7 protein-coding genes are annotated in these 7,298 nt (G+C 63.1%); all 7 read left to right on the top strand.

The features are described 5' to 3' along the window. The first annotated feature begins 105 nt into the window (after positions 1 to 105). Positions 106 to 627, top strand: coding sequence for a rod shape-determining protein MreD (mreD, locus tag M3P27_11235; GenBank protein ID MDP9268880.1), 522 nt, complete (start codon positions 106 to 108; stop codon positions 625 to 627). Between the two features lie 54 nt (positions 628 to 681). Further along, the gene (locus M3P27_11230; protein ID MDP9268879.1) at positions 682 to 2,580 is read left to right on the top strand and encodes a CocE/NonD family hydrolase; all 1,899 of its coding nucleotides are present in this window, start codon (positions 682 to 684) and stop codon (positions 2,578 to 2,580) included. A gap of 45 nt (positions 2,581 to 2,625) precedes the next feature. After that, the gene (locus tag M3P27_11225) at positions 2,626 to 2,892 is read left to right on the top strand and encodes a hypothetical protein (protein ID MDP9268878.1); all 267 of its coding nucleotides are present in this window, start codon (positions 2,626 to 2,628) and stop codon (positions 2,890 to 2,892) included. Continuing rightward, positions 2,893 to 3,138, top strand: coding sequence for a hypothetical protein (locus M3P27_11220; GenBank protein ID MDP9268877.1), 246 nt, complete (start codon positions 2,893 to 2,895; stop codon positions 3,136 to 3,138). Between the two features lie 114 nt (positions 3,139 to 3,252). After that, complete coding sequence (mrdA, locus tag M3P27_11215; protein MDP9268876.1) at positions 3,253 to 5,346, top strand: penicillin-binding protein 2; 2,094 nt, start codon at positions 3,253 to 3,255, stop codon at positions 5,344 to 5,346. 12 nt (positions 5,347 to 5,358) lie between these two features. Then, a complete protein-coding gene (rodA, locus tag M3P27_11210; protein ID MDP9268875.1) occupies positions 5,359 to 6,459 on the top strand; it encodes a rod shape-determining protein RodA in 1,101 nt (366 codons plus the stop codon). A gap of 367 nt (positions 6,460 to 6,826) precedes the next feature. After that, a partial coding sequence (locus M3P27_11205) for a ribonuclease (GenBank protein MDP9268874.1) occupies positions 6,827 to 7,298 on the top strand: 472 nt, incomplete at its 3' end.

Below are 7,298 nucleotides of genomic sequence, written 5' to 3'. Positions count from 1 at the left end.
GGCGAACGCGCCGCAACCAACTCCACCCGCCACCAAGCCGGCGGAAACAAAACCGCAAACCCAGACGCCGAGTGATAATCCTCCGGGGGATAATCCCCGTTGAGCTTGGCGAACGTCACTTACACATCGCGCGAACAGATCGAGGTCCACAGATTCTCACTGTGGGCGACGATCGGCGTGCCGCTCGCGGCGTTGCTGCTGCAATCGCTCCTGGGAACACGGCTGCGGTTACTCAGCGTGTTCGACCTGCCATTGCTGGTCACTATCTTCTTCGCCGTGGCGCGGCGCAACCAGCTAACCGGCATGGCCACCGGGATGTTCATCGGTCTGCTACAAGATTCGCTGACGCACCATCCCATCGGGATGTATGGCATCTCGAAGACGGTGGTGGGATTCGCGGCGTCGTCGCTCGGCGTGCGGTTCGACGTGGAGAACCCGGGCTCGCGCATCATCATGGGCTTTGGGTTTTACCTGGTACACCAGGCGATCTACTTTGCCGTCGCGCGCAACCTGGTCTCAGAAGACATCCCATGGGCGTGGGGACATACGCTGGGCGCTGCGCTCGCCAACGGCTTGCTGGCGGTAGTGCTGTTCGCGATGCTGGACAAGTTGAAGCGGCGGGGTTGAGCGATCGCTTCGCCGCTTCATCCATAATCAGGAACCAAAATCGGAGCATTGAGAATGCGAAATCTCCGCCGACTGATCCTTCTACTGACCGCTTGCAGCAGCTTTCTGTTCGCGCAGGGCGACACTCCGGCGAAGTTCACGCCCAAGACCGACACGTTCGACTACGTGAAGCGCGAAGAGATGATCCCGATGCGCGACGGCGTGAAGTTGAAGACCTTCATCCTTATTCCGAAAGGCGCGAAGGGCGCGCCGATGCTGCTCGACCGCACGCCGTACAACGCGGCGGGGCGGGCGTCGCGGCAGAATAGTCCGCACCTGGCCACCGTGACCGCGCAGATGCTCGATTCGGCGGTGGCCGGCGGATACATCGTCGTCTACCAGGACATCCGCGGAAAATATGGCTCCGAAGGCGACTACGTGATGACGCGTCCGCTCATCGGTCCGCTCAATCCCACCAAGGTCGATCACGCCACCGATACTTACGACACCATCGAGTGGCTGGTGAAGCACGTGCCGGAGTCGAACGGCCGCGTGGGCACGATCGGCGGCTCGTACGAAGGCTATACCACGGTGATGTCCACGGTGCGGCCGCATCCGGCGCTCAAGGTGGCCGTGCCGTTTGCGCCCATGGTCGATGGCTGGATGGGCGACGACTGGTTCCACAACGGCGCGTTCCGCCAGGACGCGACCCTGGATTACATCTACGACCAGGAAGCGTCGCGCGGCAGCGGCAACAGTTGGTGGTCGGGCACGCGCGATACCTATGACGAATATCTCCGCGCCGGCTCGGCCGGCGCGATGGCGGAATCGCGCGGCCTCGACCAGCTCGGCTTCTGGCGCGCGCTGGCGCAGCATCCTGCCTACGACGCCTACTGGCAGGGACAAGCCGTGGACAAGCTGCTCGCGAAGGAACCGCTCAAAGTCCCGATGCTGATCGTCTCGGGATTGTTCGATCAGGAAGATATCTATGGTGGGCCGGCGCTCTACCGCGCGCTGGCGCCGCGCGATCCGCGTGGCCAGTTCGTGCATCTCGTCATGGGTCCGTGGAGCCACGGGCAGGGAAGGGCCGAAGGCCGCGGCATCGGCGCCATCCAGTTCGAAGGCGACACCGCGACCTGGTTCCGGCGCAACGTGATGCAGCCCTTCCTCGATCACTACCTGAAAGATGCTCCCCAGCCCGACACTCCGCGCGTCCTTATGTACGAGACAGGAGCGGACCAGTGGCAGCGCTACGACGATTGGCCGCGCGCTTGCGCGCAAGGCTGTTCGCAGGCCTCGCGCAAGATGTATCTGCTGGCGGGCGGGAAGCTCGGGTTTGATGTGCCCGCCGCGGCGGGCGAGAAATATGACGAGTACGTTTCCGATCCGGCAAAGCCGGTCTCGTATCGCCAGCGGCCGACCTTGGGCGGATACGCACCGGATTCCACCTGGGGCGAGTGGCTGGTGGATGACCAGCGCTTTGCGGCGTCGCGTCCCGACGTGCTCGTCTATGAGACCGAACCACTGTCCGCGCCGCTGCGGGTCGCCGGCCAGCCCATCGCCTGGCTCTTCGCCTCGACCAGCGGGACAGACTCTGACTGGGTGGTGAAGATCATCGACGTGTGGCCGGATGAAGTGCCGGCGAACCGGAAGCTCGGCGGGTATCAGCAGATGCTCGCGGCGGATATCTTCCGCGGTCGCTACCGCCAGGACCCCGCCAACCCGGCGCCGCTCAAGGCGAATGAGGCGCTGCCATATCGCATCGCGCTGCCCCAGGTGAGCCACACCTTCCTGCCCGGCCATCGCATCATGGTGCAGGTGCAGTCGACCTGGTTCCCACTCTACGACCGCAACCCGCAGACGTTCGTCCCGAACATCATGTTCGCGAAACCGGGCGACTTCGTGAAAGCCACGCAGCGGGTGTGGCACACGCCGCAGGCCGCGAGCGCGATCGAGCTGCCGGTGGTGGAGTAGGTCATAGTAGAACCAGTTCGGTGCAAAGTGGTGTAAGCTAGTGCCATGGCGCAAACGCAGAAGTCAAAGAAGATGGTCCGCCGCAGCGTCTCGGTCCCGGCCGAAGTCGACAGTCGCATCAAGAAGCTGGCACAGCGGGAGAACCGCCCGCCCAGTCAGGTCTATCAGCTGGTGATTGAAAAGGGACTCAACACGAAGGAAGCCGAGAAGCGACTCTTCTTCGAACTGGCTAACCGACTGCAAGCAACGAATGACCCTGCGGAGATCGAGCGGTTGACGGAAGAGCTGGCGCGGATGACTTTCGGTAGGTAGATGCCGAGAATCCAGTGGGACGACCTTCCCGTCGACCTGCGCAAGCACCTGTTCTTGCGCGCGCGCGAGCGGGAGCTTTCATTCGATGATATCCATCGGTTGAAGGAGTGGCAGGAGGGCGCTCCCGAAGCGCCCGATGGGCCATGGTTCAAAGACTTCGGCTCCTTCAAGCTATGCGGTGAAGGCAGATATCCCAAGACGTTTCTGCTCCGTGGTCAGCCAGCGAAAGGGACGAGGATCGAGTAACCTTCAAAGGCCGGCCGCCAAGTAGTCCGCTGGAACCCCCGCCCTAAGCCTTTCCCCGTATGCCCTCCGCTTGCGACTAGCGGTACACTTGTGGGCAGAGGCGGCAGCGATTCCGTGGCTGAGCGCGGCGAAAAAGTCCCACAGATAAAACTGACGTTCGTGCAGTACGCGATCCTGGTGATCTTCGTTGTGCTGACGATGCGGCTCGCGCGCTTGCAGGTGGCGAGCCGCGATGAATACCTGGCGCTGGCGGAGCAGAACCGCGTGCGCAAGATGCCCATCCTGGCGCCGCGCGGCAAGATCCTTGACCGCGAAGGCCGCATCATCGTAGACAACTATCCGTCATTTTCCGTGCTGCTGTTGCGCGAATCGTTGAAGACCAATCCTCCCGACATCGAGAAGATCGCCGACGGCCTGCACATGCCCGCGGAGGAGATCCGCTCGCGCATCCGGCGCTTCGCTTCGCAGCCGCCCACGCAGCCCATGGTGTTGAAAGACGATGTGACGCCCGACGAGCTGGCATTCATCGAGGCGCATCGCAACGAGCTCAGCTACCTCGACACCATCATGGTGCATCGCCGGCTGTATCCGAAAGACGGCTTCATGGCGCACGTGATCGGATACGTGGGCGAGGTCAGCGAGCAGATGCTCAACGATCCGCGTTACGAGCTCTACGAGCCGGGCGACGTGGTCGGAAGATCGGGCGTCGAGGCGCAATACAACGACTGGCTGATGGGGCAAGACGGTTTTCGCAACGTGATCGTCAACAGTCACGGCAAGGAAGTCGGGCGCAAGGACGAGACGCCGGCCACGCCGGGCAAGCAGATCAAGCTGACCATCGATCTCGACCTGCAGATCGCGGCGGAAGAAGCGCTGAACGCGACGGGGAAGAACGGCGCCGTCATCGCGATGGATCCGCGCTCGGGCGAGATCCTGGCGCTGGTCTCGCGGCCGGTCTTCGATCCCAATCATTTTGCGGTGCGCATCCCGCGGGCGGAGTGGAACGCGCTGCTCGCCGATCCGGGCAAGCCGCTGATGAACAAAGCCACGCAGGCACAGCTCGCTCCCGGCTCGGTCTTCAAGATCATCATGTCGGTGGCGGGATTGCAAGAAGGCGTGGCGCAGAAGCTGCGCGTGAACTGTCCCGGGGGCGCGAACTTCTACGGACGCTACTTCAAGTGCTGGATCTCGGCGCAGCATCGCGGACACGGCGCGATCAACATCCATAGCGCCATCCCGCAATCGTGTGACGTCTTCTTCTACACCCTGGCGGAGCGGCTGGGCATCGGCAAGATCGCGAAGTGGGCGACGGCGCTCGGCCTGGGACAGCGCACCGGCGTGGACCTGCCGCAGGAAGTGGCGGGCGTGATGCCGAGCGAAGAGTGGAAGGCGAAGTACTACAAGCAGAAGTGGTACGCGGGCGAGACCATCTCCGTGGGTATTGGGCAGGGAGCGGTGGCGACCACGCCCATCCAGCTCGCGCGCGCCATCGGCGCGATCAACTCGGGCGGCATGCTGCGGCGTCCGCACGTGGTCGATCCGGGAACGCAGCCGGAGGATTTCCAGGGGAAGTATCAGCAGGCGATGGTGACGAGCCGCTCGGAAGCGCGGGTCGAGATCGATCCGGAGAACTGGAACACCATCACCGACGCCATGGCGGCAGTGGTGAATCCGGGCGGCACGGCGGCGGCGTCGCATCTTGAAGGCATCGACTTTGCCGGCAAGACCGGGTCGGCGCAAGTCGTCTCGAACGATGCCCGCAAGGTGTTGAAAGGCTCGCAGTTCAAAGATAACGGATGGTTCGCGGGCGTGGAGCCGCGGCGTAATCCGGAGATCGTGGTGGTCGTGCTGATGGAAGAGGGCGAGCACGGCTCGGCCGCTGCCCACCTTGCCGCAGAGGTGGTCAAGGCTTACGTGGACAAGCGGCGCAAGCGCGCAACCAAGGTGGCGCAAGGCGCGAGCAGGCCCATCGAGATGGCGGCGGTGTGGTCCGAGAGTTCTTCTGGTGACGAAAGTGAAGCGGGCGAGGGGGGCGAGCACTTGCACGGTGGCAGGTTCGTGATCGCGAGCGGCGGCGAGCCAAAGAAGCCGGTCAGGGCGGCGCCGGGCTTGGCTGATGTCAACGTCATTAAGCCGGCCGGCGTCCTTAGGTACGGCAAGCACGGCGTGGTTACCGGAACCGTGGCTGCAGCCGGAGGCGGAAGGTGACGAAGTGACCAAATGACTAAATATCTATCCTTCCGCGATTTCGATTGGGCGCTGCTGGCGGTCACGCTGGTGATCTGCGGCATCGGCATCACCGAGATCTATACCGCGACCATGAGCACGAAGTTCGCTGCGAGCGCGCTGCACGTGAGGCAGATCTACTGGGTCGTAGCCGGGGTGGCGCTGATGTTCCTCGTCAGCCTGATCAACTACGAGATGCTGCTCGAGAACGTCCACTGGTTCTACATCGCGGCGCTGGTGTCGCTGGTGATGGTGGCGCTCTTCGGGCGGCGTTACCTGGGCGCAAAGCGCTGGATCATGCTGCCGGGAGGCCAGCACTTCCAGCCCTCGGAGTGGGTGAAGCTGATCCTGATATTGGCGCTGGCCAAATACTTTTCCGACAATGTGAGGGAAGAGGCCACGGTCCCGGATATCGTGAAAGCCGGACTGATCGCCGGCGTGCCCTTCCTGCTGGTGTTGCGCCAACCTGACCTGGGGACTGCACTCACCTTCGTCCCGGTCTTGGTGATGGCGCTGTTCTTGGGCGGGATAAAGTTCAAGCACGCGGCGGTGATCGTGATCGTGGCGGCGATGCTGGCGCCGCTGGGCTGGCACTACGCGCTCAAGCCTTACCAGAAACAACGCCTGAGTACGTTTTTGAACCCGGAGGTGGATGCGCAGGGCTCGGGGTACCAGATCAATCAATCCCTGATCGCGGTGGGTTCCGGAGGGTTGTGGGGGAAGGGCACGGCCAAGGGGACCCAGACGCAGGGCGACTTTTTGCCGGTCCCGCAGACCGACTTCATCTTCGCGGCCATGGCGGAAGAGCATGGATTTGTGGGCTGCCTGTTCGTCCTGCTGCTATACTTTGTTCTGCTGATGCGGTTGATACACAACGCCCAGACGGCGCCTGACCGCGCCGGGACGTTGGTGGTGATGGGGGTAGTGGCTATCTTGAGCTTCCACCTCCTGGTCAACGTCGGCATGGTGGTCGGGTATATGCCGGTCACCGGAATACCATTGCCGCTGATGAGTTACGGCGGTTCGTCGGTCCTGTTCACGTTCCTGGCGCTCGGGTTGGTCAACAACATCCGCATGCGCCGCTTCGTGAACTAGGCCAGTAGAAGCAAAAGATCGACCGCCGAAGGGCGGAAAGAAAACGGATTTCACGCCCTACGGGGCAGCAGGGCCGGCCGGAACAAGCGAGGCCGGATCAGGATCGCGAAAAAGAGAGAAGCGCGCCCGGACAGGTAACGACCCCGTCTCCGTGAATGCGGGACAGAGTGGTCACAAGTCCGGTGCGGAGCGCGAAAAGGTGCAAAGATTCCGCACGACGTAAAGCGAATCCCAGTCACTTACACCGGTCCCAGCCGTGGTGCTTCACCACAGCCGGGCGGTGCTCTGCTTCGTCCGATCCGATCCGCATCGCTCCGCGCCGGCTAGCCGCGTTCCCGGCTTGCCGGGACCGGAAGACGGAGCAAAAATGTCGAAAGAACTATTTGTCTCTTCCACGCCACACGAGACCAAAGTGGCCATCGTGGAAGACGATCAGCTCGCGGAGATTTATTTTGAACGCGAGAACGAATACACCCTCGCCGGGTCCATCTACAAAGGCCGAGTCACGCGCGTGCTTCCCGGCATGCAGTCGGCGTTCGTCGACCTCGGGCTGGAGCGCGATGCCTTCCTCTACGTAACCGATTTCCTCGAAGAACAAGAAGATCAGGAAGAGTTCGACCACGTGGCGCTGCGGACGCACGAGCGCGCCCCCAAGGAGGGCGACGCCGCGCCGCCGGCCCGCGCGGCTGACCTTGACCCACACCACGCGCTGCCTCCGGCAGCCGTGGCCGAGCCGGGCGCCGGTATGGGCGGTCGGGGCGAGCGCGACCGTGGAGATCGGGGAGAACGCCAGCCGCTGTCGAACGCGGCGACCATCAACGAGGCGGGCGGTGATGAGC

The organism is Acidobacteriota bacterium, from assembly GCA_030774055.1.
Taxonomy (GTDB): Bacteria; Acidobacteriota; Terriglobia; order Terriglobales; family Acidobacteriaceae; genus JACPNR01.
The sequence above is the reverse complement of the archived record's forward strand: the minus strand, read 5'-3'. Positions and strand labels throughout refer to the sequence as shown.